The sequence below is a fragment of the Streptomyces sp. NBC_01429 genome (assembly GCF_036231945.1).
Taxonomy (GTDB): domain Bacteria; phylum Actinomycetota; class Actinomycetes; order Streptomycetales; family Streptomycetaceae; genus Streptomyces.
Genome location: NZ_CP109599.1, coordinates 1454740 through 1476683 on the forward strand (window position 1 = coordinate 1454740; position 21944 = coordinate 1476683).

The 21944-nt window shown below is 71.3% G+C and carries 19 protein-coding genes and 1 pseudogene; 11 read left to right on the forward strand and 9 right to left on the reverse strand.

The window, feature by feature from the left end; all coding sequences use genetic code 11:
• Window positions 1–103 precede the first annotated feature (103 nt).
• Window positions 104–952, reverse strand: a complete 849-nt coding sequence (locus OG627_RS05980; protein ID WP_329062151.1) for a hypothetical protein — start codon at window positions 950–952, stop codon at window positions 104–106.
• A complete protein-coding gene (locus OG627_RS05985) occupies window positions 952–2226 on the reverse strand; it encodes a VWA domain-containing protein (RefSeq protein ID WP_329062153.1) in 1275 nt (424 codons plus the stop codon). Before OG627_RS05985 ends, OG627_RS05980 begins: the two co-directional genes overlap by 1 nt.
• Window positions 2227–2469: 243 nt before the next feature.
• Between OG627_RS05985 and OG627_RS05990 the strand changes: the two genes are divergently transcribed.
• A complete protein-coding gene (locus OG627_RS05990) occupies window positions 2470–3498 on the forward strand; it encodes a LacI family DNA-binding transcriptional regulator (RefSeq protein ID WP_329062154.1) in 1029 nt (342 codons plus the stop codon).
• A gap of 318 nt (window positions 3499–3816) precedes the next feature.
• Here OG627_RS05990 and OG627_RS05995 read toward each other — a convergent pair whose 3' ends face one another.
• Genes OG627_RS05995 through OG627_RS06010 form a run of 4 tightly spaced genes read right to left on the reverse strand, consistent with a single transcriptional unit; the run spans window position 3817 to window position 8843 of the window.
• The gene (locus OG627_RS05995) at window positions 3817–4980 is read right to left on the reverse strand and encodes an XdhC/CoxI family protein (RefSeq protein WP_329062156.1); all 1164 of its coding nucleotides are present in this window, start codon (window positions 4978–4980) and stop codon (window positions 3817–3819) included.
• Window positions 4981–4990: 10 nt separating this feature from the next.
• Entirely contained in the window at window positions 4991–7399 is a 2409-nt protein-coding gene (locus tag OG627_RS06000; protein ID WP_329062158.1) for a xanthine dehydrogenase family protein molybdopterin-binding subunit, read from the reverse strand.
• Window positions 7396–7950, reverse strand: a complete 555-nt coding sequence (locus OG627_RS06005; RefSeq protein WP_329062160.1) for a (2Fe-2S)-binding protein — start codon at window positions 7948–7950, stop codon at window positions 7396–7398. The genes OG627_RS06000 and OG627_RS06005 overlap by 4 nt, the downstream gene beginning before the upstream one ends.
• Before the next feature lie 2 nt (window positions 7951–7952).
• The gene (locus OG627_RS06010) at window positions 7953–8843 is read right to left on the reverse strand and encodes an FAD binding domain-containing protein (RefSeq protein ID WP_329062163.1); all 891 of its coding nucleotides are present in this window, start codon (window positions 8841–8843) and stop codon (window positions 7953–7955) included.
• 282 nt (window positions 8844–9125) lie between these two features.
• Between OG627_RS06010 and OG627_RS06015 the strand changes: the two genes are divergently transcribed.
• Both OG627_RS06015 and OG627_RS06020 read left to right on the forward strand, forming a co-directional pair.
• Window positions 9126–10925, forward strand: a complete 1800-nt coding sequence (locus tag OG627_RS06015; RefSeq protein ID WP_329062165.1) for a PucR family transcriptional regulator — start codon at window positions 9126–9128, stop codon at window positions 10923–10925.
• A gap of 359 nt (window positions 10926–11284) precedes the next feature.
• Window positions 11285–12052 (forward strand): hypothetical protein, encoded by a 768-nt coding sequence (locus tag OG627_RS06020; RefSeq protein ID WP_329062167.1) that lies wholly within the window; start codon window positions 11285–11287, stop codon window positions 12050–12052.
• Here OG627_RS06020 and OG627_RS06025 read toward each other — a convergent pair.
• Window positions 12024–12827 (reverse strand): annotated as a pseudogene (locus tag OG627_RS06025) (ATP-binding cassette domain-containing protein); the annotation flags it as partial. The gene OG627_RS06020 and the pseudogene OG627_RS06025 sit on opposite strands and share 29 nt — an antisense overlap.
• Complete coding sequence (locus OG627_RS06030; protein WP_329073214.1) at window positions 12797–13072, reverse strand: hypothetical protein; 276 nt, start codon at window positions 13070–13072, stop codon at window positions 12797–12799. The gene OG627_RS06030 and the pseudogene OG627_RS06025, both read right to left, overlap by 31 nt.
• Before the next feature lie 600 nt (window positions 13073–13672).
• On the opposite strand from OG627_RS06030, the gene OG627_RS06035 reads away from it, so the two are divergent.
• The 7 genes from OG627_RS06035 to OG627_RS06065 all read left to right on the forward strand — a co-directional run bounded on the left by OG627_RS06035 (window position 13673) and on the right by OG627_RS06065 (window position 19752).
• The gene (locus OG627_RS06035) at window positions 13673–14827 is read left to right on the forward strand and encodes an ATP-binding protein (RefSeq protein WP_329062169.1); all 1155 of its coding nucleotides are present in this window, start codon (window positions 13673–13675) and stop codon (window positions 14825–14827) included.
• Complete coding sequence (locus OG627_RS06040) at window positions 14824–15234, forward strand: roadblock/LC7 domain-containing protein (protein WP_329062171.1); 411 nt, start codon at window positions 14824–14826, stop codon at window positions 15232–15234. The genes OG627_RS06035 and OG627_RS06040 overlap by 4 nt, the downstream gene beginning before the upstream one ends.
• Entirely contained in the window at window positions 15231–15611 is a 381-nt protein-coding gene (locus OG627_RS06045; RefSeq protein WP_329062173.1) for a DUF742 domain-containing protein, read from the forward strand. Before OG627_RS06040 ends, OG627_RS06045 begins: the two co-directional genes overlap by 4 nt.
• Window positions 15586–16176: a GTP-binding protein gene (locus OG627_RS06050; RefSeq protein WP_329062175.1), complete on the forward strand. Its 591-nt coding sequence runs from the start codon at window positions 15586–15588 to the stop codon at window positions 16174–16176. The genes OG627_RS06045 and OG627_RS06050 overlap by 26 nt, the downstream gene beginning before the upstream one ends.
• An 11-nt stretch (window positions 16177–16187) precedes the next feature.
• Window positions 16188–17555, forward strand: a complete 1368-nt coding sequence (locus OG627_RS06055; RefSeq protein WP_329062178.1) for a cytochrome P450 — start codon at window positions 16188–16190, stop codon at window positions 17553–17555.
• A gap of 101 nt (window positions 17556–17656) precedes the next feature.
• On the forward strand, window positions 17657–18910 hold the full coding sequence (locus OG627_RS06060; RefSeq protein WP_329062180.1) for a cytochrome P450: 1254 nt from the start codon (window positions 17657–17659) through the stop codon (window positions 18908–18910).
• Window positions 18911–18987: 77 nt separating this feature from the next.
• Window positions 18988–19752, forward strand: coding sequence for an enoyl-CoA hydratase/isomerase family protein (locus OG627_RS06065; protein ID WP_329062182.1), 765 nt, complete (start codon window positions 18988–18990; stop codon window positions 19750–19752).
• A 54-nt stretch (window positions 19753–19806) separates the two neighbouring features.
• Here the strand turns inward: OG627_RS06065 and OG627_RS06070 are convergent, their stop codons facing one another.
• Entirely contained in the window at window positions 19807–20637 is an 831-nt protein-coding gene (locus tag OG627_RS06070; RefSeq protein WP_443073608.1) for a GntR family transcriptional regulator, read from the reverse strand.
• Between the two features lie 254 nt (window positions 20638–20891).
• Here OG627_RS06070 and OG627_RS06075 point away from each other — a divergent pair, with 254 nt between their 5' ends.
• Entirely contained in the window at window positions 20892–21740 is an 849-nt protein-coding gene (locus OG627_RS06075; RefSeq protein WP_329062184.1) for a (2Fe-2S)-binding protein, read from the forward strand.
• Window positions 21741–21944: the final 204 nt, after the last annotated feature.

The following is a 21944-nucleotide window of genomic DNA, read 5'->3' on the forward strand; positions in this document are numbered from 1 at the left end:
CAGGGGCGCGGGAGGCGTACGCGTACCTTCCGTACCACGAGGCGGGGGCCGGCGGCCGGGGATCTCCCCCGGGCCACCGGCCCCCGTCACTCCGTCACATTTCCTACACCCGGGGCGCCGAGGCACGGCGGGCGGGCCGGGCGAGGCAGTAGCCCGCGATGCCCGCGAGCGCGCCGAGCACGCCGCCGCCCACGGTCCACAGCCAGCGGTCCGTCCAGCGGCCGGTGGACCAGCCGCCCTCGGGCTCGACGCCGGACGCGGCCAGCCGCGCGCCGTCGCCCGACGCGCCGCCGCCGCTCTGCGCGACGGTGGTACGGCCCGGGGTGAGCGGTACGGACAGCTTGCCGTCGACCGCGTGGGCGCCGCCCTGGGAGGGTGTCTGCGCCTCGATCTCCGTCTGGACCGGCAGCCCGAGGTCCTGCTCCTGGGCGTCGAGGACCGTCAGCCGTACGAAGTAGCTGCCCGGCAGCGGGTCGTTGGACCACGGCTCCGCCCAGGCCCGGACGGTGCGCAGCACGCAGCGCAGCTCGACCGACTGCTTGTCCGCCGCGAGCGTCCTGGTCTGCGCGCCGTACACGCACGCCTGGCGGCGGCGCAGCCCGTCGTAGACGTCGACCTGCCAGGTCACCGGGCCCTTGCGGGCGGCGGCGGAGTCGGGCAGCGCGACCTTGGCCTTGACGGTGGCGCGCTGGCCCACGTCGACGGGGAAGACCCAGTAGAGGTAGTCACCCGTCGAGGCGCCGGCCGTGGCCCGCTGGCCGGGCCGGAAGGCGGTGGCCGTACGGAACGACGTACCGGCCTCCGTCGGCGCCTCCGCGCTGTCGGAGCCGTCGGAGGAGCCCGTGGCCGTCCCGGAGGGGTCCGGGGTCTCGTCGGCCACCGCGCCGCCCGCCGTACCGAGGAGCAGCACGGCGGCGAGCAGGGAACCCGTGAACATGCCGGTGATACGCATCAGTTGCTCCAGACGAGACGCAGGCGCGAGATCCAGCCCCAGAGCAGTCCGGCGACGAGCCCGGTGAGGGCGAGGACGCCGAGCAGCCACCAGCCCCGGCCGAGGCCGAACGAGGCGACGTCGGAGGCGGTGTCGGGCGCGTCGACGAGGTCGACGGTCAGCTCGACGGGCAGCCCGGGGGTGGTCTTGACCGAAGCGGGCGCGGAGAAGGAGTTGCTGACCTGGAGGCAGACCGTCTCGGCGGCCGGCTTGTCGTCGTCGTCCGTGTCGTCCTGCTCCGGCTTCGGATAGCGCAGGCCGGACGAGATCACGTCCGTACGTCCGTCGCCCGCTTCCGAGCCGCGGACGATCTCGCGGCCGCTGGCGGTGACGGCGCGCAGCAGCACGCCGTAGTCCTGGTCGACGGCGCGGTCGGCGCCCACGCTCACCGAGGCGCGCAGTTCCTGGCCGGGGAGGACGTCCACGCGGTACCAGCGGTGCTCGGAGAACTTCTCCCGGTCGCTGTAGAGACCGGGCTTGATCTGCGGGGCGTCGGCGCAGCGCGACGCGCCCTCGGTGGCGACCGGGTTGACCACCGGGTCGGCGGCGCGGTCCACCAACTGGGTGACGCGGCGGGAGAGTTCGTCGGTGTGCTGGACGGCGGTGAAGGTGCCGCCGGTGGCCTCGGCGATACAGGTGAGCTGCTGACGGGTCTTCTCGTCGGGCACCAGGCCCAGGGTGTCGATGGTGAGGTGGATGCCCTTGGCGGCGATCTCGCGCGCCACCTCGCACGGGTCGAGCGGGGCGCAGGTGTCCTCGCCGTCGGTGATGAGGACGATGCGACGGCTGGCGTCGCCCTCCTCCCCGAGGTCGTCGGCCGCGCCGAGCAGCGCCGGGCCGATGGGCGTCCAGCCCGTGGGGACGAGGGTGGCGATCGCGGTCTTCGCCTCCGTGCGGTCCAGCGGGCCCACCGGGTAGAGCTGCTTGGTGTCCTTGCAGCCGACCTTGGTGTCCTTGCCCGGATAGTCGGCCCCGAGGGTGCGGATGCCCAGCTCCACCTCCTGCGGCACCGCGTCCAGTACGTCGTTGAACGCCTGCTTGGCCGCCGTCATCCGGGACTTGCCGTCGATGTCGCGGGTCCGCATGGAGCCGCTGACATCGAGGACGAGATCGACTTTCGGCGCCGGATTCCCCGCGGGTTCATCGGCGGCGGCTGCGGCGGGAGGGAAGAGCCCTACGGCCAGGGTGGCCACCAGACCGCACACGGCGGCTGCCGACCGTCTACTTATGATCATCGCCGGATAATAGTGAGAACGCCCCCACGGGAACAAACAAGAACTGACGGATCGTCAATTCCGTTGCTGTCAAATGGAGCGGCGGCCGGCGACGGGCCCGGGTCGCCCGTTCGGCCCTCTCTCGCGCCGGGCCCTCTTGACCGGCCTTTTCTGTGCATGGGAGCGCTCCCAGTGGTTGGATGACTGGCAGCCCGTACGCCGCTCACCCATCAGGCCGGGCACAGGCCGACTGGAGGTCCCACGATGGTGACGAAGGTGACGAAGGCGCGTACCGGCCAGCCCACCCTGGAGGAGGTCGCCGCGCTCGCGGGGGTCGGCCGGGGCACGGTGTCCCGTGTCATCAACAACTCGCCGCGCGTGAAGGACACCACCAGACACCTGGTCGAGCAGGCGATCGCCCAGCTCGGCTACATCCCCAACCGGGCCGCGCGCGCCCTGGCGGGCAGCCGCTCCGACGCCGTGGCGCTGGTGATACCGGAGACCGAGAAACGGTTCTTCGCCGAGCCGTACTTCTCCGACATCGTGCACGGCGTGGGCGACGCGCTGGCCGACACCGATCTGCAACTCCTGCTCACCCTGGTCCGAACGGACAAGGAGCGGGAGCGTTTCCTCCAGTACGCCCGCGCCCGCCGCATCGACGGCGTCCTCCTCGTCTCCGTGCACGGCAGCGACCCGCTGCCCGATCTGCTCGCGGAGATGGAGATGCCGACGGTGCTGAGCGGACGGCGGTCGGGGGACGAGTCCGTCTCGTACGTCGACTCGGACAACGTGGGCGGCGCGCGGGCGGCCGTGCGCCATCTCGCGGAGTCCGGACGGCGCGCGATCGGGACCATCACGGGCCCCCTGGACATGTACGTGGCGCAGTGCCGGCTGCGCGGATACGAGGAGGCGGTCGGGGACGCCCGGGACGGCGGCTCCTGGATCGCGCACGGCGACTTCACCGAGGAGAGCGGGCGGCGCGCGATGGGCGAGCTGCTGACCCGCAACCCGGGCCTCGACGCGGTCTTCGCCGCCTCCGACGTGATGGCGGTGGGCGCCCTGCACACCCTGCGGTCCACGGGCCGGCGGGTGCCGGAGGACGTGGCAGTGGTGGGGTTCGACGACTCCCCCATCTCCCGGCACACCGACCCCCAGCTGACCTCCGTGCGCCAGCCCGTGGCGGAGATGGGCCGCACGATGGCACGGGTGCTGCTGGAGACGCTGTCGGATTCCTCGGCGGCCTGGCAGCACGTGGTGCTCCGCACGGAACTGGTCAAGCGCGCCTCGGGCTGAGAACCGGTCGGGTGACCTCTGACCGGCGGACCAACGGGCCTTTTCGGCCTGCGGACATGAGGCACCGTCACCGGCCTTGACGCGGCGGGGGCCGCTCGACAAGACTCATGGGAGCGCTCCCACACCGGAGGAGGCGGCTCCTCCAATGCCGCCCCGCTCGGGCTGCCGCAACCCGGCGCTGGGAGCGCCGCCCCCGCCCAAGAGGCGGGCGAAGGCTCCGTTGTGCGCCCCATCCGTGGGGGACGCGGCGCACAACGGAGCCTCATACGGGGATGACGTCCGCCCGGCGCGGGCGGGGCCCGAGCGGCCGTGACCGGTTCACCGGGGCGAGCCGAACCGCGCCGTCCGCCGCCTCTCGCGCCGCTGGTCGTGCTCATGGTGGATCGGGGTCCACGCCCCCGTCAGCGGGACCCCGCTGCCGCCCCGCCGGGCCGCCACGATCTCCGCCGCGATCGACAGCGCGGTCTCCTCGGGCGTACGGGCGCCGAGGTCCAGGCCGATCGGCGAGCGGAGCCGGGCGAGTTGAGCGTCGGTGACGCCGCTCTCACGCAGCCGCCTCTCGCGGTCCAGATGCGTACGCCGCGAGCCCATCGCGCCGATGAACGCGACGGGCAGCCCCAGCGCGAGCTTCAGCAGCGGCACATCGAACTTGGCGTCGTGCGTGAGCACGCAGAGCACCGTACGGCTGTCGACCCGGGCCGACTCCAGATAGCGGTGCGGCCAGTCGACCACGACCTCGTCGGCGTCCGGGAAACGCTCGCGCGTGGCGAAGACCGGGCGCGCGTCGCAGACCGTCACGTGGTAGCCGAGGAACCTGCCCGTGCTGACCAGCGCGGCGGCGTAGTCGACGGCGCCGAAGACGATCATGCGCGGGGGCTCCGTGCCGGACTCGACCAGGAGCGTCAGCGGCTGCCCGCAGCGCGAGCCGCGCTCCCCGATGACGACGGTCTCCGTGCGGCCCGCGTCGAGCAGGGCGCGCGCCTCGGCCGCCGCCGTACGGTCCAGCTCCGGGTCGCCGCCGAGGCCGCCCTCGTACGAGCCGTCGGGGCGCACCAGCAGCGCCCGGCCGCGCAGCGCCTCCGGGCCCTCGACGACCCGGGCGAGCGCCACCGCCTCCCCGCGCACGGCGGCGGACAGCGCGGCGGCGAGGACCGGCCGCCGGGGCGCGTCGGCCCGTACCGGCGTGATCAGGATGTCGATGACACCGCCACAGGTCAGCCCGGCGGCGAAGGCGTCGTCGTCGCTGTAGCCGAACCGTTCGAGCACCGTGACGCCGTCGCGCAGGGCCTGCCGGCACAGCTCGTAGACGGCGCCCTCCACGCACCCGCCGGAGACCGAGCCGATCACCGCTCCCCCGGCGTCGACGGCGAGCGCGGCTCCCGGCAGCCGGGGCGCGCTGCCGCTGACCGCCACGACGGTGGCGACCGCGACCTCACGGCCCTCGGCGACCCACCGGTTCAGCTCGTCGGCGATGTCCAGCATGCCCGCCTCCTCATGTGCCGGTGCCGGTGCCGGTCAGATGCTCCGGGCGTACCGGTGTCCTGTTCAGTTCGAGGCCGGTCGCGTTCCTGATGGCGGCGAGGACCGCGGGCGTGGACGAGAGCGTCGGCGCCTCGCCGACGCCGCGCAGACCGTACGGCGCGTGCGGGTCGGCGAGTTCGAGCACGTCGACGGGGATGGCCGGGGTGTCGAGGATGGTGGGGATCAGATAGTCGGTGAAGGACGGATTGCGCACCTTCGCGGTCACCGGGTCCACGATGATCTCCTCCATGACCGCCACCCCCAGGCCCTGGGTCGTGCCGCCCTGGATCTGGCCGACGACGGACAGCGGGTTGAGCGCCTTGCCGACGTCCTGCGCGACGGCCAGCTCGACCACCTTGACCAGGCCCAGCTCGGTATCGACCTCCACGACGGCCCGGTGCGCGGCGAACGAGTACTGGACATGGCCGTCGCCCTGTCCCGTACGGCGGTCGAACGCCTCGGTCGGGCGGTGGCGCCACTCCAGCTCCAGATCCACCGCCTCGTCCTCCAGCACGTCGGCGAGGCCGGCCAGCACCTCGCCGCCGTCGGTGACGACCTTGCCGTCCTCCAGCAGCAGTTCGGCGGTGGCCCAGGCCGGGTGGTACGTGCCGAACTTGCGGCGGCCGATCTCCAGGACCTTCGCCCTGACGTTCTCGCAGGTGTGCTTCACGGCGCCGCCCGTCACATACGTCTGACGGGAGGCGGACGTCCCGCCCGCCGAGCCGACCCGGGTGTCCGCCGGGTGGATGGTGACCTGGGTGACGCCGAGTTCGGTACGGGCGATCTGCGCGTGGACGGTGACGCCGCCCTGGCCGACCTCGGCCATCGCCGTGTGGACGACGGCGACCGGCACCCCGTTGACCGCTTCGAGCCGTACCCGCGCGGTGGAGTAGTCGTCGAAGCCCTCGGAGAAGCCGACGTTCTTGATGCCGACCGCGTAGCCGACCCCCCGTACGACGCCCTCGCCGTGCGTGGTGTTGGACAGACCGCCCGGCAGCTCTCGTACGTCCGCCGCCTCCCCGGCCGACAGCCACTGCCGCTCGGGCGGCAGCGGCCTGGCCCTGACCCGGCGCAGCAGCTCGGCGACGGGCGCCGGGGAGTCGACCAGCTGGCCGGTCGGCAGGCGCGAGCCCTGTTCCATGGCGTTGATCCGGCGGAACTCCACCGGGTCCATGTCCAGCGCCGCCGCCACCTTGTCCATCTGCGCCTCGTAGGCGAAGCACGCCTGTACGGCGCCGAAGCCGCGCATCGCGCCGCAGGGCGGGTTGTTGGTGTAGAGCCCGACCGCCTCGATGTCGACGTCCTCGACGACGTACGGGCCCGCGGCGAGGGAGGCGGCGTTGCCGACGACGGCCGGGGTGGAGGAGGCGTAAGCGCCGCCGTCCAGCACGATCCGGCACTTCAGGTGGGTGAGCCGGCCGTCGCGGGTCGCGCCGTGCTCGTAGTGGAGCCGGGCGGGGTGGCGGTGGACATGGCCGAAGAAGGACTCGAACCGGTTGTAGACGATTTTGACGGGCTTGCCGGTGCGCAGCGCGAGCAGACAGGCGTGGATCTGCATCGAGAGATCCTCCCGGCCGCCGAAGGCGCCGCCGACCCCGGAGAGCGTCATGCGGACCTTGTCCTCGGGCAGGCCGAGGACGGGGGCGATCTGCCAGAGGTCGGAGTGGAGCCACTGGGTGGCGACGTACAGCTCGACCCCGCCGTCCTCGGCGGGCACGGCGAGGCCGGACTCCGGGCCGAGGAACGCCTGGTCCTGCATGCCGAAGACGTAGTCGCCCGTGATGATCACGTCGGCGCGCTCGGCGGCCTGCGCGGCGTCGCCCCGCACGATCGGCTGGCGGTGGACGATGTTCGGGTGCGGGACGTGGCCGCTGTGGTGGTCGGTCCGGTCCTCGTGGATCAGCGGCGCGTCCGGGGCCGTCGCCGACGCCTCGTCGGTGACGAGCGGCAGCTCCGCGTAGTCGACCCGGATCTTCGCCGCGGCGCGGCGCGCGGTCTCGGGGTGGTCGGCGGCGACGAGGGCGACCGGTTCGCCGTGGTGACGGACCTTGCCGTGGGCGAGGACGGGGGTGTCCCGCATCTCCAGACCGTAGGTCTTGACGGTCGTGGGGAGGTCCTCGTAGGTGAGTACGGCGTACACGCCCGGGGTGGCGAGGGCCTCGGCGGTGTCGATGGACCTGATCTCGGCGTGGGCCTCGGTGGAGCGCAGCGTGTGGCCCCACAGCATGTCCTCGTGCCACAGGTCCGAGGCGTAGGCGAACTCGCCCTCGACCTTGAGGGTGCCGTCCGGACGGAGGGTGGACTCGCCGATCCCGCCCCTGGTCCTGGATCCCTGGGTGAGGCTGGTGGGCACGCCCAGCGGGGTACGGGGGGTGGTCATGGCCGGGTCACCTCGTCCTGCCGGGCGGCGGCGAGCCGGACCGCGTCGAGGATCTTCTCGTAGCCGGTGCAGCGGCAGAGGTTGCCGGAGAGCGCCTCGCGGATGTCCGCGTCGGAGGGTGACGGGTTGCGCTCCAGCATCTCGTCGGTGGCGACGAGCAGGCCGGGGGTGCAGAAACCGCACTGCACGGCGCCCGCGTCGATGAACGCCTGCTGGACGGGGGAGAGCGCGCCGGCTTCCTCGTCCGCGCCGGCTTCCTCGTCCGCGTCGGTGTGCCCCTCCGCGCGGTCCGCCGCGCGGTCCCTGGCGTACTGGGCCAGCCCCTCCACCGTGATGACCTCGCGCCCCTCGGCCTGCCCGGCCGCCACCAGACAGGCGCAGACCGGGACGCCGTCCAGCCGTACCGTGCAGGAACCGCATTCGCCCTGCTCGCAGGCGTTCTTGGAGCCGGGAAGGCCCATGCGTTCGCGCAGGACGTACAGGAGGCTCTCGCCCTCCCAGACGTCGTCGGCCTCCTGCCGGCGCCCGTTGACCGTGAAATTGACCCGCATGGTTACGCAGCTCCTTCGAGAGGGCGCCGGGCGCCTCGGTACTGCTCCCAGACCCAGCCGAGCTGGCGGCGCGCCATCACGCCGACCGCGTGGCGGCGGTAGGCGGCGGTGCCGCGCACATCGTCGATGGGGGCGCAGGCGGCCGAGGCGAGGGTGGCGAACTCCTTGGCGATCGAGGGCGTGATGATCCTGCCGTTGTCCCAGAAGCCGCCCTCGTCCAGCGCGGCGGTCAGGAACGACTCGGCGTCGCGCGCCCGTACGGGGGTGGGCGCGGCCGAGCCGATGCCGGTCCGCACGGTCCTGGACTCCGGGTGCAGGGCGATCCCGAAGGCGCAGACGGCGATGACCATCGCGTTGCGGGTGCCGACCTTGGAGAACTGCTGGGGTCCCCCGGCCTTCTTGATGTGGACGGCTCTGATCAGCTCGTCGGGGGCGAGCGCGTTGCGCTTCACTCCGGTGTAGAAGTCGTCGATCGGGATGAGCCGGGAGCCGCGCACCGACTCGGCCTCGACCTCGGCGCCCGCCGCGAGCAGCGCCGGATGGGCGTCACCGGCCGGGGACGCGGTGCCGAGATTGCCCCCGACGCCGCCCCGGTTGCGGATCTGCGGCGAGGCGACGGTGTGCGCGGCGAGCGCGAGACCGGGCAGCGGGCCCCGGAGGTGCTCCATGACGCGGGCGTACGGGACGCAGGCGCCCAGCTGGACGGCCTTGTCGCCGACGCTCCACTCGCGCAGTTCCCCGATGCGGTTCAGATCGAGCAGATGTTCCGGCCGCCGGTGATCGAAGTTGATCTCGACCATGATGTCCGTGCCACCCGCGATGGGCACAGCGGTGGGATGCGCGGCCTTGGCGGCGAGCGCCTCCTGCCAGCTGGCGGGGCGAAGGAAGTCCATGAGTGGCTCTCTTCATTCTTGGATTCTGTTGTTTCGACCGATCGCGATCGTTGGGAGTCCGGGAAACGGCGGGTTCGCACAAGTACACAAGCAGTGGTTCCGTGCCGGGCAGTCACCAAAACCATGAAGGAATTGGCCGCCCTCCATCAGAGTCTTGTAGATTCGAACGAAAGGCGAGGCACCCGTAACCGAACGGTCTTCCGCGCGAAACCCGCGGCGTCCGCCCGCCACCCGAGGGCCCGTCGGAGCCCGGAAACCACAAGAGAGATCGGCGGCGACGAGATGCGGCTGCGCGCACTGCTGGAGACCGACGCGCTGGGGCTGCGGCTGCTCGGCGGCGCGGACGAACTGGACCGGACCGTACGCGGGGTGATGACCACCGATCTGCGCGATCCCAGCCGCTATCTCTCGGGCGGCGAGCTGGTCCTGACGGGGCTCGCCTGGCGCCGGGACGCCGAGGAGTCGGAGCCGTTCGTACGGATCCTGGCGGGCGCCGGGGTCGCCGGGCTCGCGGCGGGCGAGGCGGAACTCGCCGGTATCCCGGACGATCTGATCGAGGCGTGCGTACGCCACCGGATGCCGCTCTTCGCCGTGCACGAGAGCGTGGCCTTCGCCACCGTCACCGAGCACGTGGTGCGCCAGGTCTCCGGCGAGCGGGCCGGGGACCTCGCGGCGGTCGTCGACCGGCACCGCAGGCTGATGACCTCGGGCCCGGCGGGCGGCGGCCCCGAGGTGGTCCTCGACCTGCTCGGTTCCGATCTCGATCTGCGGGCCTGGGTGCTCTCCCCCACCGGCCGCCGGATCGCGGGCGCTGCCGAGGCGCTGCCGCCCGCGCGGGCCGCCGCGCTCGCGGGCGAACAGCTGGCCGCCGTGCGCGCGGGGCGCCGGGGCCCGCACCGTACGGCCGTCGACTCCACGGTCTACTCGCTGTTCCCGGTCGCCGTCGCCGATCAGGGCGTACGGGACGCGGGCGACGTACGGGAGCGGGCGCTGTGCGACTGGCTGCTCGCGGTGGAGGCGGACGCGGCCGACTGGCCGGCCGAGCGGCTGGATCTGCTCCAGGGGGTGGCCCAGCTGATCGCGGTCGAACGGGAACGGCGCGACGCGTCCCGTACGGTCCGGCGGCGGCTCGCCGAGGAGATCCTGGAACTCGTCCAGGCGGGCGCGGCCGCCGCCGAGATCGACGCGCGGCTGCGGGTGGCGGCGCCGGTGCTGCTGCCGGGCGCTGCCACGGCGCCGCTGTGGCAGCTGGTCGTGGCCAGGGTCGACTGGACGCGCGGGGAGACGGGCGCGGGCTCCGCGCCGGGAGAGACCGTCGCGGACGGCGCGGTGGCCCGGTCGCTGCTGGAGGAGATCCTGATCTCCCCGGCGGGAACGGACGCGGGCACGAGTACGGGGACAGGAGCGGGCGCGGGCGGGGAGTACGACAGGATCGCGGTGGCCAGGGACGGCGACGAGGCGATCGCGCTGGTCCCGCTGCCCGTGGTGACGCGGGCCCCCGAGGCGGCCGGAGCCACCGGAGTCGACGGCGCGGCGGAAGCGGGTACGGAGACACCGGCGGCGGACCGGGCGCCGGAAGCGGCCGCCGGGGTGCAGGCCGACGCCCTCCTCGCCGCCGTACAGGCCCCGCTCGCGCGCGGCCTCGCGGACGACGGCAGGCTGACCCTGGGCGTCAGCGCGGCGGTGCAGTCGGCGGAGGGGCTGCGGGGCGCCCTGGAGGAGGCGCGCCACGCGCGCCGGGTGGCGGCGGCCCGGCCCGGCCGGGTCTGCGCGGCGGGCCACCACGAGCTGGCCTCCCACGTCCTCCTGCTGCCCTTCGTGCCGGACGACGTGCGCCGGGCCTTCACCGCCCGGCTGCTGGACCCGCTGCGCGCGTACGACCGGCGTCACCGCGCGGAGCTGATCCCCACGCTGGAGGCGTTCCTCGACTGCGACGGCTCCTGGACGCGGTGCGCGGCGAGGCTCCATCTGCATGTGAACACGCTGCGGTACCGGGTGGGCAGGATCGAACAGCTGACGGGCCGTGATCTGTCCCGCCTGGAGGACAAGCTGGACTTCTTCCTGGCGCTGAGGATGGTCTGACCCGAGCCACCGTCACCGGCGTCGCCTTCAACCGGCGTTGCCTTCAACCGTCGTTGACCGCGTCACCCGGAAAGCCGGCGGGAAGATCCACCACGTCGCGTGCACGGTGGGCGGCGCCCCCGCCACGGACCGTCGGGAAGCCGTCGCCCCAGGTGACGGGCGTGGCGAGGGCTCGACGGGGTCCACAGCGGCCGGCCGCGCGCCCCGGAGCGGCGCCCCTCACGGTCCCCTCCGGCGACCAGGTGATTGTGAATTCTTTCACCTGACCTATTGGCCGGACGTGGTGATCCATGCTGAGATGCCTCCACACTCAACAGCACAATGGCGCGCTCGGGGAGGGCAATGTGGCGCAATCCGCCATGTCTGGTTCCGGAACCATCTCTGGTGACGACCCTCTCCAGACAGCCATATGGCGGCTGCGCTCGCGCGGCTGTTGGACAGACGCGGCGGCCCTGCTCGCGCCGCACGCCACCGCGCCCGCCCCGGCGCTCCAGCGCGCCGCGCTGCTCGTGGAGCGCTGTCTGTTCACCGGCGGCGGCTGGCCGGAGGCCGAGGACGCCCTGCGCGCGGCGGAGGCCACGGCCCGCGAGGACCACGAACGCGGGGCCGCCGCTTGTGAGCGCGGCCATCTCGCCTACGCCTCGACCGTCCTCGGGGTGCGCGACCGCGCGGACGAGGCGCGTGCGGCGCTCGGGCGGGCCGCCGCGCTGCTGGATCCGACGGCCCGGGGGCGCGCGCTGCTCGACTTCCGGCGCGGGCTGGTCGCCGAGCACCTCTCCGACTCGCCCCAGTCGGCGCGCGCCGCGTACCGCCGGGCGCACGCCGCCGCCACGGCGCACGGCGAGACGCTGCTGCTCTCGTTCACCTGGCGCCATCTGGCCGGGCTGGCGCTGCGCGAGGGCGAACTGGCGGAAGCCCGGCACGGTTTCGCGGAGTCCCTCCGTATCCGCGAGGAGCTGGGCTACCTGGTGGGTACGGCGCCCGCGCTGGCCGCGCTCGCCGACGCGGAACCGGAGCCGGAGGCGACCCGGCTGCGCGCGGAGGCGGGCCGGCTGTTCCGGCTGCTGGGCGGCGTCCCCACCTGGCTGGCCGAGCAGCTCACTCCGCCCCCGGCCCCCGCTCTGTGACCACCGCCCGGCCGTCGCCGGGGGCCGGAATCGACGCCGCACCACCGCCGGGGGCCGGAGGCGCGGTCGCGGGAGGCGCGGCTGTCGGCGGCGCCGGGTCGCCGTGCCAGGAGTGCCACAGCCGGGCGTACGCACCGCCCCGCGCCACCAGTTCGTCGTGCGTCCCCAGCTCCGTCAGCCGACCGTCGTCCATCACCGCCACCCGGTCCGCGTCCCGCGCGGTGTGCAACCGGTGGGCGATGGCGATGACGGTGCGGCCCGCCAGCACGGCGGCCAGCGCGCGTTCCGCGTGGCGCGCGGTGGCCGGGTCCAGCAGGGCGGTCGCCTCGTCCAGCACGAGGGTGTGCGGGTCGGCCAGCACCACGCGCGCCAGGGCGAGTTGCTGGGCCCTCGCGCCGTCGAAGGAGAACTCCCCCGCACCCAGCGCGGTGTCGAGGCCGTCGGGCAGGTCCGCCACCCACCCCGCGCCCACGGCGTCGAGCGCCGCGTGCACCTCGCCGTCCGTGGCCCCGGGCGCGGCCATGAGCAGGTTGTCGCGGACCGTGTCGATGAAGACGTGGTGTTCCTGGGTGACCAGGACGACCTGGCGGCGCAGTCGCTCCGGGCCGAGGGCGGCGATCTCCGCTCCGCCCACCGTCACCGCGCCCTCGCGCGGGCGGTCGATGCCCGCGAGGAGCCTGCCGAGGGTGGACTTGCCGGCGCCGGACGCGCCGACGACGGCCAGCCGTTCGCCGGGACTCACGGTCAGATCGACACCGCGCAGCACTTCGCGCCCGCCGTCAGCACACCGGTCGCGAGGAGCACCCCGGTCCAGCCGAGGAACGCCGTTCGGTCGCCCGGCTCCAGCCCGTCGTCGATCGCGCGCGAGAGCAGATACGAAGGAAGGGTCAGGCCGACCATCCAGACGCTGCCCCAGGTCGCGCCGACGGCCGCTCGTCCGCGCTGGCTCGTGACCAGCCACCACAAGTAACGCAAGCCCGCCGCGCCGGTCAGGGACGTCTGGCTCCGTGTACGAGTCACCCATTCCCCGCACCCTAACGAGCGTTCGGGGCCGCCGAGCAGGACGGCGGAAATTCGCCCCCGGGCCGTGGAAAGTTCCGTCGACAGCGGCTGCCGGGGCAGCCACATCCGCACCGGCTTCGCACGACCTCATCACGACCTCATCACGACTGTGCCCGTGGCACGTGCCGACCGGCACGGCCGAGGGGATGATTCGCCCGAAAAATAGGCAACGCCCCCGGACCGGAGCCGCTTCCGAGGGGCCCGCAACGCTCACCAACTCCCCCAAAACGGAAGCATCGCTGAATACCCGTCAGACGCCGGAAAGGGAACAGATCGACCCAGGGTCCGATCAGCTCGTGGTGATAAGATCGCCAAGCTTGCCAAGCGGTGCCAAACCCGCTATGGCATAACAGGAAAGTCAGCGCATCGGCCCAGAAATCCGCCACCCCGGGGGAGAACTATGCCATCAGCCGGGCCTTTCGAGGCTGTCCGGCCAGGCGAGTATGCGCGGCCGATCCCACATATCTGTGGCCGCGAGATGCCTGTAACTGGGGGCGCACTCGACAGCACCCGCCAGCCATTCAGTAACCGGTGGCCCAGTCGCCCGAAGAGAGCCTTATGACGCAATACCTCCAGGATCCAGCGCTTTGGGGTCTGATCGCTGGTACTCCTGTCGCCGCTACCGCGATTATTCGCGGCAGGAAGAAGAATGCCGAGCTACGCCAAGAGAAACAGGAGCTGAAGACTCACTACGCCAACCTCGAGGACCACTACACCGAGGCCGTGGAAGAGGCGAAGGACCGGGCCGAGGAGGCGACGAAGACGGCGCTGAAGTCCGCCATGCGTACGCTTCAGGGTCTCGCCAGTGAGCAGCAGTTGGCCATCACGAAGTTGCAGGACAAGTACGGAGAACTCCAGATTCTCCAGGACCTCCTCGACATCGACCACATGAATTCGCAGTTCGCGCGGCGTGCGCAGTCCATCGCCGTGCTCTGCGACGGCTGGCTCGGCAGGCAGCGCGCCTCCGCCTCGCTCTATGACGTGGTCCGGAGCGCGAAGGGCCGAATCCGCCACTTCACCCGTGTGGAGATCCGGGCCCAGAGTAATTTCGCGATCGTCAGCCGCGCCGTCGAACCGGTCGCGCTGACCCTGGCCGAACTGCTGGACAACGCGACCAGTTACTCCGCGCCGGAAACGATCATCGAGATCAATATCCGGCCCGTGCCCAAGGGCGTCTGCATCATCGTCGACGACGCCGGTGTGGGTATGAACGAGGAGGAGAAGAGCCGCGCCGCGAAGCTCCTTTCGAGTGACCGCTCCCCCGGCGTCTCGGGTCTGGGCAATCCGCCGCAGTTCGGGTTCACCGTGATCGGTGTCCTCGCCGCCAGGTACGGCTTCACCGTCTCCGTGGACTCGACATCCCCGTACGGCGGTGTGCGAGCGGTCGTGCTGCTCCCGGAGGAACTCCTCACGACCATGCCAGCGCCCGCGCCAGAGCCCGAGCCCCAGCCCGAGCCGAAGGAGTTCCCCACCGTGGCCGCGTCTTCCCCGATGCCGCCCGAGGAGAACCCCGTGGCCCCCTCAACCACCTTCGGCGGCCTCCCCAAACGCCGGCGCAGAGGCGCGATATCCATCGTCCCCGCCGCGGACACCCCGGACATCCCGGCTCGCTCCAGCGAACAAGCCGCCTCCGTCATGGGCGCGTTCCAGCGCGGAACGCAGTCCGGCCGCCGTTCCACCAACGCAAGCAGCGAAGGGCATGAGACTCAGTGAATTACGACCTGTCATGGATGCTTGACAGTGCCCTGGAAGTGCCCGAGGCGCAGCACGCGATTCTCGTCTCGGCCGACGGCCTTCTCATGGCGCGGTCGAAGGATGTCGGCAAGGACCAGGCCGACACCGTCGCCGCCGCCATGAGCGGAATACAGTCGCTGAGCCGGACCGTGGTCGACTTCTGCGGCGTGCCGGGAAACCAGCGGCGGCAGTGGCGCCAGACCCTGGTGGAGTTCGACCACGGCTGGGTCTTCCTCATTTCCGCCGGCGAAGGCGCCTATCTCGCGGTTTCCGCGACGCCCGAGGTCGACATGGCCGAGATCACGTTCCGTATGCAGCAGCTCGTCGGCCAGCTCGGCAAAGCCCTGACCAGCCCCCCTCGCGAGATTGCTGACACCAAGGCATGACGACACCGGATGAACCGGATCAGGAACAGGCCGCCACCCCATTAGTTCCGGCATATGTCATCACAAACGGGCGCAGTCTGCTGGACGACGACAAGTTCTCGCTGATCACTTTGGTGACCACGGCGCAGGACTCTCCGCCGATCCAGCATCTCGACCCCGAGAAGCGCCGTCTTCTGGAGCTGTGCTCCGGGGGCCATCTCTCGGTGGCCGAAATCGCCGGGCACACCCAGTTCCCGGTGGGCGTCGTCAAGATTCTGCTGTCCGATCTCACCCAGGGCGGGTACCTCGTCACGCGGGCCCCTATCCCTGCCGCGAAGCTTGTCGACCGGAACATATTGGAGGAGGTGCTGCATGGCCTTCAAGCCCGCTTTGGATGATGGTGTTTATCTGCGCGAATCGGTGCAGACCGCGGCGAAGATCCTGGTGGTCGGGCATTTCGCCGTAGGCAAGACCACATTCATCGGGACGATGTCCGAGATTCCGCCGCTGCGCACCGAAGAGGTCATGACGCAGGCGGGCGAGGGAATCGACGACCTCAAGGGCACGACCGGCAAGACCACGACGACGGTGGCGATGGACTTCGGCCGGCTCACGCTCAGCGAGCGGCTGGTCCTCTACCTCTTCGGGACGCCGGGGCAGCAGCGCTTCGTACAGGTCTGGGAAGACATGTCCCGGGGTGCGCTCGGGGCACTGGTACTGGTGGATCCGGAGCGCCTGGAGGAGTCCTTCCCCGTGATGGACCTCGTCGAGCACTACGGGATCCCGTACGCCATCGCCGTGAACCGGTTCGACGACCGGCCGAATCACGAGGACGCGGAGATCCGGGAGGCACTCGACCTGCTCCCCGAGACGCCTCTCGTCAACTGCGACGCGCGTGACCAGCGTTCTTCGGCGAACGCGCTCATCTCGCTCGTCCGCTACCTCCAGACACGCCTCACCTAGGAGCCCGGCCCATGCAATCCCCCTCGGATTTCCCCTCCCCACCACCGGGCTGCCCGGCGCACGGCAGCGGCAAGAGCGTCCCCCTGTACGGTCCCGAGTTCGCCGCTGATCCGAACGGCTTCTACGAGTACCTGCGGCAGTTCGGCCCCGCCGCCCCCGTCGAGCTGTCGCCCGGCGTGGAGGCTTCGCTCGTCACGGACTACGCGGCGGCGCTGCACGTCCTTCAGAACCCGGAGACCTTCGTCCGGGACGCGCGGCGCTGGCGCGCGCTCAACGCGGGCGAGGTCCCCCTGGACAGCGCGATCGTCCCGATGATGCTCTACCGGCCGAACTCGCTCTACTCCGACGGCGCCGAGCACATGAGGCACCGTCAGGTCGTGACGGAGACGTTCGCCAAGATCGACACACACCGGCTGAGCCGGCATGTCGACCGGGTCTCGGACTATCTCATCAGCCAGTTCAACGGCCGGGGCAGGGTCGACCTGGTCGCCGACTACGCCCAGTTGGTGCCGCTGCTGGTCTTCAACGACCTCTTCGGCTGCCCCCCGGAACTGGGCGACCAGCTGGTCTTCAGCATCTCCTGCCTCATGGACGGCGTCGAGGCGGACAAGGCCATCGAGCTGCTGACGGAGACGCTGATGGAGCTGATCGCTCTGAAGCGTGCCCAGCCCGGTGACGACGTCACCTCCTGGCTGATGCAGCATCCGGGCCGGCTGACGGACGAGGAACTGATCTCCGAGATCATGACCTTGATCGGAGGCGGCGCCGAGCCCACCCAGAACCTCATCGGCAACGCGCTGCGGCTCCTGCTCTCCGACGAGAGGTACGCGGGGGACCAGCACGGCGCGAGCCTCCTGGTCGAGGACGCCATCAACGACGTGCTCTGGAACAACCCGCCCATAGCCAACTGGGGCGGGCACTATCCGGTGTACGACGTGGATCTCTCGGGAACGAAGCTGAACGCCGGCGACCCCGTGCTCATCAGTTTCGCGGCCGCCAACAGCGACCCGAGTCTCTCCACGAGCCGTCAGACGCTCAGCAAGCGCGCTCATCTGGCCTGGGGCGCGGGCCCGCACGCGTGCCCCGCGAAGGATCCCGCGCTGCTGATCTCCATCCTGACGATCGAGAAGCTGCTCAACAAGCTGCCGGACATCGAGCTGAGCGTTCCGGTCGCCTCCCTGACCTGGCGGCCGGGTCCGCTGCACCGCGCGCTCGCCGCGCTGCCCGCCCGGTTCACCCCGGTAAGAAGGGAAAGTCCGGCCGCCACGGGTTTCCCGGCCGATGCCCGGTCCGCTCCGAAAACTCCGGTGACGGAACAACAGCGACGCCCCCAAAAGGGGACTTTCTGGAGTGGTTTCCTCTCCTGGTGGAAGGGGTGACATCTGCAACACCACAGGGACGCCCACCGTCGCATGGGCGTTCCACCCGAGGGGTAGTCAGGGTTGGAAACCTTACGTGATCCTTTGAGAGAAAGATTCTCGTGGAACCCACCCTGACCACCCCAGCCGTCGACCGCCGCACTGTGGCCTCTCTTTTCTCTCGGCTACGGACCAGGAAAGGCCAGTCGAATCCTCAAGCCCTCTACACGGAACTGAGGAATCTCGGCGACATATTCCCCTCTCCCTGGGGCGGACACCTCGTCACCTCGTACGCTCTGTGCGACGAGGTCATGAGGAGCAGAACGTGGAGAGTGCCGGATACCCAGTGGCGGACCAGCCAGGGCAACGCGGCCCGCTGGAACACACCGGCCTCACTGCAAACGGCGAAATCACTTCCCATGCTCAATCCGCCACACCATACGAGAGTGCGGCGTTCGGCGGGCAACATGTTCGACCGAAGTACCCTGACAGAAATAAAGGGATCGATCGCCGGAAACATCGATGTGGTTCTCGATCGTCTTGAGAAAGAACTGCTCGAAGGTCCGGCCGATTTCAATTCCCTGGTCGCCGACGAGTTGCCCGTCATGTCGATCGGAACGTGGCTGGGACTTCCCCGCGCCGATTATTCACTGCTGAGGTCCCTGACCAACGATCAGACCCTCAGCCAGGAATTCTTCCCGACCCCCAGCCAACTGGCGCGGGCGGACGCGGCGGCCCACGGCCTCCAGGAGTACTTCACCGCGCTGGTGCGGGAACGCCGCCGGGCGCCGGGGGACGATCCGGTCTCCTCGTGGATCGCGACCTGGGACACGCTGGAGCCGGACCGGGAGACGGCCGACGCCCAGGCCCACTCCATGGCGGTCTTCGTGATCGTCGCCGCGCTGGAGACCACGGAACACCTGCTGTCCAGCATGGTCCGGCTGCTGCTGGAGCACCCCGAGCAGCTGGACCGGCTGCGCGCCCACCCCGAGCACATTCCGCACGTCGTCGACGAGACCCTGCGCTACGACCCGGCGATCCACGCGATCAGCCGGGTGGCACCGAAGGACACCGTGCTGGGGGACACCCTGGTACGCGAGGGCGAGATGGTGCAGTTGATGGTCGGGGCCGCCCAGCACGATCCGCGGCAGTACACCGACCCCGAGAACTTCGACGTCGGCCGCAGGCCGTCCCATTTCGGCTTCGGCAGCGGAATTCACTACTGCCTCGGTGCGCCGCTGGCCCGGCTGGAAGGGAAACTGCTGCTGACCTCGATGCTCAAGCGGATGCCCGCGCTCCGTATAAGCGAAGCACCCGCCTGGGAGCCCCGGGTTTCGTTCCGCCGGCTCAACCGTCTTATGGTGACGGCGGCCTGAGCCGGGTTCGACAAAAGTGACGAATCGTTTCATCACCGTCCCGGCTCCAGAACCGTCCGTCAGGAATCAAGAAAAACATGATTGATGATCTCAAGGCCCTGCATGTCGAGCACGACGATGCGGTGGTGAGAGTGCGGCTGAACAGCCCGGAGACCGGAAACGCCATATCCGGCCTGCTCCTCGACGAACTCCTCGCCGTTCTCGGCGCGCTGGACGACCACCCCACCGTCCGCGTGCTGATCCTCTCCGGAGCGGGCGCCGACTTCTGTCTCGGCGGGGACCGTGCCGAGTTCCCCTCGCTGCTCTCCCCGGAGACCGGCAACGCGCACATGCGCGCGCTCGCCAACAAGGCACGCCGGATGTGCGACCTGCTGGCGAACACCGGGGTCGTCACCATCGCGCGGCTGCACGGCGGGGTGATGGGAGCGGGGCTGGGGCTCGCGGTCTTCTGCGATCTGCGGGTGGGAGCGGACACCAGCCACTACCGGATACCCGAGCTGGGACTCGGTGTTCCGCCGGCCTGGGGCGGGATCACACCGCGGATGCTGTACGAGACGGGAGCGGCCCGGATCCGCGAACTGCTGCTCACCGCCGAGAAGTTCGACGCCGCCAAAGCCGCCGAGCTGGCCATCCTGCACAAAGTCGTCCCGGAGGACCAGCTCGACGCCACCATCGACCGCTGGACCAAGCCGCTGCTCCGCCGCTCCCCCTCGGCCCTGCGCACCACGAAGGCCATGCTCAACGCCTACGCCGGAGCCAACCGGCTCGCCGACGCCACGCTGTTCGACGCCGAGCTGCTGACCGCCTCCGTCGCCGCGGCCCAGGCGGCCCGGGCCCGCTGACCGCGGCCCGCTGACCCGCGCCCGCCCCGCGTGCCGTCGCCGACGAGGGGCGGGTCAGCCCGCCGCACCCGTGAAGTGCTCCCGTACGAGGGACTGGACCGCCGTCAGATCGTGGGCGATCAGCGCGTCCAGCAGCGCCGAGTGTTCCGCCGCGTCCGCCACCAGATCGGCCTGGCGCGGCGCGGGCACGCTCACCAGCGGCCACTGGGACCTGCGGTGCAGATCCTCGGCGACCATGACCAGCTGCTGATTGCCGGCGAGCGCGAGCACCGCCCGGTGGAACGCGCGGTCGCTGTCCGCGTACGCGGCCCGGTCCCCCACGGCGGCGGCCGCGCCCGTGGCCTCCGCCAACGGCCGCAGCGCCGCCCACTGTTCGGCCGGGACGCTACGGGCGAGCCGCAGCATCACCGGCACCTCGATCATGGCCCGCACCTCCGCCAGCTCGGCGAGCTCCCGGGTACTGCGCTCGTTGACCCGGAAGCCCCGGTTCGGCACGACCCGTACCGCCCCCTCCAGCGCCAGCTGCTGCATCGCCTCCCGCACCGGAGTCGCCGAGACGCCGAAGCGCTCACCGAGCGCGGGGGCCGAGTAGATCTCACCGGGCACCAGCTCGCCACCGACGAGCGCGTCACGCAGCGCGTCGAGGACCTGCCCGCGCACGGAGTGCCGGCGTACGGCGTGGCCCCCCGCGCCCTCGGGCGGTACGGGGTCACTGTGCGTGTGCTCCCCGCGCACGCCGTCCTGCCCGCCGTGAGGACGGGCCGTCGTCCGCGGCTGCTCCGGCACCCGGCAGGCCGCGCCGGGGCCGACCGCGGGCGGCGCGGCAGGCGGGAGGACCGGCGGTACACAGGGCGGCGTGGCCGGCGGCGGGACGCGGGGCGGCACCGACCCGGACGGCCCAGTCGCCGCCGCGTACCGCACGGCCGGGGGCGCACCGGGCGCGGGCGCGGCGGACGCCGCGTTCGCACGCCCTCTGCCCTGCTCCACCCGGGTCCTCCTCCACCGTCCGGCCGACGCCACGCGCGGCGGGCCGGATCTTCCCTGTGCACGATAGGCCGACCGAGCCGCAGTTCAAACCTCGATCACATCCGGTAAGGTAAGGCTTACCTGCAAACGATCCCGATTCGGTGGTCCCCTGCATGACCGTCCCCGCTGTGCTCCCCGCCGCTGCCGCCTCCCCCGTCGCGGACGCCTACGCCCGTCTGACCGAGGTGTTCCCGTCGTTGAGCATCGATGTGCTCACCGACAGTGAGCGGCCGCCCTTCGGCGGTGGCTGGGTGGGCGCCGCCGATCTCGCGGCCGGCGGCCCGGCGCTCGACACCTTTCTCGCCTGGGACGAGGCGCAGGTGCTGCGGGACTACGGACAGCGGGCCCGCCCCGACGTGATCGCCAGCTTCGCGCTGCACCGCTACGCCTGGCCGGCCTGTCTGCTCATCACCATGCCGTGGTTCCTGCTGCGCCGGGTGCCGCGCGTGCCGGTCGAGGCGGTCTCGTTCCAGCGGGCGCTGGGCCGGATGACCGTCAGGTCCGGCCCGTTCGCCTGTCTGCCCGACGACCCGGCCGCCACCCTGCCGCAGGCCAGGGTCGTGCCGGACGAGGAGGCGCTGCGCGCCGAGGTGCGCGCGGCCGTCGCCGAGCATCTCGAACCGGTCCTGGACGGCTTCGCCCCGCACATGCGGCGCGGCCGCAGGGCGCTGTGGGGCATGGCGACCGACGAGATCGTCGAGGGGCTCTGGTACCTCGCGCATCTGCTGGGCGAGGAGCGGCGCGCGATGACGGAGCTGGAGGAGCTGCTGCCGGGCACGACCAAGCCGTACGTGGGCACGGCGGGATTCCGTGAACTGACCGGACCCGACGGCGAATCTTTGCCGACCCGTGACCGGGCGAGTTGCTGTCTCTTCTACACCTTGCGTCCCGAGGACACCTGCGTCACCTGTCCGCGCACCTGCGACGACGACCGGATCCGCAAGCTCGGCGTGCGCTCCTGACTGCTCGTCACCTCGAATTCCACGCCACCCCACGGGGTGATATTAATCGAACATGACAGCCACCTGCCGAACGGTAGCGCTAGCCGATCGTGCATATTTGTGTGCCGCACCGCCTCGTTGGTGTTCTCTTGTCCCGAAACCCTCTGAGGGGCACCGTACTTCCGCCAAAATGGCGTCCAACACGCCCTACTGCGATGCAAGGAA

Excerpts from the sequence above, each read along its gene's own strand:
- OG627_RS05980 (WP_329062151.1), bottom strand. The coding sequence starts at position 952 with ATGCGTATCACCGGCATGTTCACGGGTTCCCTGCTCGCCGCCGTGCTG.
- OG627_RS05985 (WP_329062153.1), bottom strand. The coding sequence starts at position 2,226 with ATGATCATAAGTAGACGGTCGGCAGCCGCCGTGTGCGGTCTGGTGGCC.
- OG627_RS05990 (WP_329062154.1), top strand. The coding sequence starts at position 2,470 with ATGGTGACGAAGGTGACGAAGGCGCGTACCGGCCAGCCCACCCTGGAG.
- OG627_RS05995 (WP_329062156.1), bottom strand. The coding sequence starts at position 4,980 with ATGCTGGACATCGCCGACGAGCTGAACCGGTGGGTCGCCGAGGGCCGT.
- OG627_RS06000 (WP_329062158.1), bottom strand. The coding sequence starts at position 7,399 with ATGACCACCCCCCGTACCCCGCTGGGCGTGCCCACCAGCCTCACCCAG.
- OG627_RS06005 (WP_329062160.1), bottom strand. The coding sequence starts at position 7,950 with ATGCGGGTCAATTTCACGGTCAACGGGCGCCGGCAGGAGGCCGACGAC.
- OG627_RS06010 (WP_329062163.1), bottom strand. The coding sequence starts at position 8,843 with ATGGACTTCCTTCGCCCCGCCAGCTGGCAGGAGGCGCTCGCCGCCAAG.
- OG627_RS06015 (WP_329062165.1), top strand. The coding sequence starts at position 9,126 with ATGCGGCTGCGCGCACTGCTGGAGACCGACGCGCTGGGGCTGCGGCTG.
- OG627_RS06020 (WP_329062167.1), top strand. The coding sequence starts at position 11,285 with ATGTCTGGTTCCGGAACCATCTCTGGTGACGACCCTCTCCAGACAGCC.
- OG627_RS06035 (WP_329062169.1), top strand. The coding sequence starts at position 13,673 with ATGACGCAATACCTCCAGGATCCAGCGCTTTGGGGTCTGATCGCTGGT.
- OG627_RS06045 (WP_329062173.1), top strand. The coding sequence starts at position 15,231 with ATGACGACACCGGATGAACCGGATCAGGAACAGGCCGCCACCCCATTA.
- OG627_RS06050 (WP_329062175.1), top strand. The coding sequence starts at position 15,586 with ATGGCCTTCAAGCCCGCTTTGGATGATGGTGTTTATCTGCGCGAATCG.
- OG627_RS06055 (WP_329062178.1), top strand. The coding sequence starts at position 16,188 with ATGCAATCCCCCTCGGATTTCCCCTCCCCACCACCGGGCTGCCCGGCG.
- OG627_RS06065 (WP_329062182.1), top strand. The coding sequence starts at position 18,988 with ATGATTGATGATCTCAAGGCCCTGCATGTCGAGCACGACGATGCGGTG.
- OG627_RS06075 (WP_329062184.1), top strand. The coding sequence starts at position 20,892 with ATGACCGTCCCCGCTGTGCTCCCCGCCGCTGCCGCCTCCCCCGTCGCG.